Annotated in this window: 3 protein-coding genes and 1 pseudogene; 2 read left to right on the top strand and 2 right to left on the bottom strand. The window is 68.6% G+C overall.

Annotated elements, in window-relative coordinates:
• Window positions 1-104 (bottom strand): annotated as a pseudogene (locus EIZ44_RS44340) (superoxide dismutase); the annotation flags it as partial.
• Between the two features lie 215 nt (window positions 105-319).
• Here EIZ44_RS44340 and EIZ44_RS44335 point away from each other — a divergent pair.
• Entirely contained in the window at window positions 320-697 is a 378-nt protein-coding gene (locus tag EIZ44_RS44335; RefSeq protein WP_134734604.1) for a hypothetical protein, read from the top strand.
• Window positions 698-754: 57 nt separating this feature from the next.
• Window positions 755-1,330 (top strand): DUF305 domain-containing protein, encoded by a 576-nt coding sequence (locus EIZ44_RS44330; RefSeq protein ID WP_134734603.1) that lies wholly within the window; start codon window positions 755-757, stop codon window positions 1,328-1,330.
• A 777-nt stretch (window positions 1,331-2,107) separates the two neighbouring features.
• Here EIZ44_RS44330 and EIZ44_RS44325 read toward each other — a convergent pair.
• A partial coding sequence (locus EIZ44_RS44325) for a DUF7927 domain-containing protein (RefSeq protein WP_134734602.1) occupies window positions 2,108-2,935 on the bottom strand: 828 nt, incomplete at its 5' end.

Genomic DNA, 2,935 nt, shown 5'->3' with positions numbered 1-2,935 from the left:
GCGGCGTGGTGCTTGCTGTGGTGCAGCTCGTTGATCTCGCCGGAGATGTGCGGCGCGAGGGCACCGTAGTCGTAATCGAGTTCGGGCAGCTCGTACCGGGCCATGGGGCCCTCCTTCTGTCTTCGACATCAAGTCTTGCCCCCTCGAACCTAGTAGCACACCCGCACCTCGGGCGAGCGGGGGCGGCCTCGGCGCCACGGGCTGGAACCTGGTTGAGTGAATGTTCAACTTCCAGTACGGGGCGGCTTCGCCGACCACTGAGCGTGACCGTTTCGTCCGCCCCGCCCCGGTTCCCCCGGCGCCAGGTACGGTTGCTCCCATGGCGACGTCCCGGCTCGGCAGCGTGCAGCGGGTGCTGCTCCTGTTCGCGCTGGCACTGGGCGTCGCCGTGATGCACCACGTGCCTTCCCCCGGCACCGGGCATGCCATGACCAGCCAGATGTCCGTCGAGGCGCACTCGGCCTTGCCAGCCCCGGCCGCCGAGTCCGGCATGCCCGCCGGCGAACACTCGATGCTGCACCTCTGCCTGGCGGTCCTGTACGCGGCGGGCGCGCTCGTCCTGGGCCTGCTGGCCTCCCGCCGCGACCCCGCCGTGAAGGCCATTTTCGACGGCACCCGCGGCTCCCCCGCCGCCGACCGCCCACCCGACAGACGGGGCCGGACTGTCCTGACTTCTCTCTGCGTGTTGCGAACCTGATCGGTATTTCGTTTCCGGTCTTTCCTCGCAATTTTCCTTTTGAGAGAAGGTTTTTTCGTGCGCAAAATCTTTTTCAGCGGTGCCGTGCTGACGGCGTCGCTCCTGCTCGGTGCCTGCAGCGGCCCGGAATCGCCCGCTCCGGCGCCCAGCTCACAGGCGGGACACAACGCCGCTGACGTCACGTTCGCTCAGCAGATGATCCCGCACCACCAGCAGGCGCTGGAGATGGCGAAAATGGTGCCGTCGCGCAGCAGCGACCCGAAGGTCGTCGACCTGGCGGGCCGGATCGACCGGGCGCAGGACCCGGAAATCCGGCAGATGCAGGGCTGGCTGAAGACCTGGGGCGCCGCCGCGACGAGCCACTCGATGCCGGGCGGCCACGAGATGTCCGGCGACCACGCGATGACCGGCATGATGTCCGACGCCGACATGAAAAGCCTGGACGCCGCCAAGGGCCCGGCCTTCGACCGGTCGTGGCTGGACATGATGATCAAGCACCATCAGGGGGCGGTCGAGATGGCGAAGACGGAGCTCGCGCAGGGCTCGGATGCCGGGGCGAAGGCGCTGGCGCAGCGGATTATCGATGCGCAGCAGGCGGAGATCGCCGAGATGCAGGGGTTGTTGAAGGGCTGAGGCCCGGGGGCACCGGGGTCGTTGGGCGGCTCCGGTGCCGCTGTTTCGCGGCGTTCCTCTGTGGATGATCCGCGCACAGCAGGCCGCGGCCGTTGAGATACCAGGGGTTAACGCGGCGGGCACCAGGGCGTTGCGGTGGGTCCGGTGCCTCTGCTTCGTGGCATGGCACAACGGACCGCCGACGCACGGCGGGCTGAGCCGTTGAGATACGAGGGTCGATGTAGGCGGTTCTGGTGCCGCTGCTTCGCGGCGTGGCATTACGGACCATCGATGCACGGCAGGCTGAGGCTGTTGAGATACCAGGTCCATGCCGCACGGCACCGGGTAGAAGNTACCAGGTCCATGCCGCACGGCACCGGGTAGAAGGCCGTGAAGGGCTCCTTGAGGGAATCTGATTCCCTCAAGGAGCCCTTCACGGACGTTCACGTCGCCGGGGTGAAGTCCAGGCGGAGGCGCGGTCCAGTGCCGCCGCCCCGACGTTCACCCGTGCGGCTTGCGGCGGAGGCAGTCACTGCGCAAGAACGGCGACGCCACTGTGCCCGGGAGCGGGCGTCTGGTCGAGATTGAGCACGAGACCACCGCATCCACGTTGCCAACCCACCGGATAACGCGACTGCCGCCAGCAAGGGCGCACGCAGCAACCCGGCAGGCCCATCCCGGAGTCGAACCTGGCCTCGCCGCGACAGGGGTGCACGGTGGTGCCGTGCTCCCGGAGCAGCGTGCACCGACGGTGGTTGGGCCTGCCCACCGCGACAGGCCCAGCCGTCCGTCACCCGGTCAGGGCCGGGAGCGGCGGCGGCGCGAGAGCAGCAGCAGTGCTCCGCCTCCGGCGAGCAGGGCGAGCGCTGCGATGCCCACTGGGATCAGTACCACGCCGGTCGACGCCAGTGGTGGCGTCGGCGGTGGTGGCTGGACCGGCGGCGTCGGCGGGGCTGTCGGCGGGGTCGGTGGCGTGGGCGGGGTCGGTGGCGTAGGTGGCGTCTTCGTGAGCGGCGTGGTCGTCTTGCATCGCTCGTCGGTCGAGGCGTCGGGGCAGTTGGTGCCTGGCGTGGTCGAGGAAATGACATTGCGCAAGCTCTGCCCGTCACCGACGGGGGTCTTGACCTTCACGCTGTAGGTGACCGTCGCGATCGCACCCAGCGGCAGGTCTCCGGTCCAGGTCAGGCGAGGTGCGGTGTAGGTCGTCGAGCCGGTCGAGGCGGTCGCGTCGTTGTTGTACGTCGCGTTGGTGAGGACGCTGGTCAGGTCGTCGGTGAAGGTGGCGTCCTTCAGGTCGGTCTGGCCGGTGTTCCGCGCGGTGACGGTGTAGGTGACCTGGTCTCCCGCCTTCGCCTCGGTGACGCTCGCCTTCTTCTCCAGGATCAGTCCAGCGACCGACGTCGTGGTCCCGCAGCGCGGGTCCGTCGACTCCGGCGGGCAGTTCGTGCCCGGGGTGTCCGACGTGACCACATTCGCCAACCGATGATCGCCCTTGACCGGGTTGTTCACGGTGACGCTGTAGGTGACCGTCGCCAAACCGCCCACCGGGAGGTCGCCAGTCCACGTCAACTGTGGCGCCGCGTAGCTCACCGAGCCGATCGAAGCCGCGGCATCGTTCCCGTAGGT

Source organism: Amycolatopsis nivea, assembly GCF_004522235.1.
Classification (GTDB): domain Bacteria; phylum Actinomycetota; class Actinomycetes; order Mycobacteriales; family Pseudonocardiaceae; genus Amycolatopsis; species Amycolatopsis nivea.
The sequence above is the reverse complement of the archived record's forward strand: the minus strand, read 5'-3'. Positions and strand labels throughout refer to the sequence as shown.

Excerpts from the sequence above, each read along its gene's own strand:
- EIZ44_RS44335 (WP_134734604.1), top strand. The coding sequence starts at position 320 with ATGGCGACGTCCCGGCTCGGCAGCGTGCAGCGGGTGCTGCTCCTGTTC.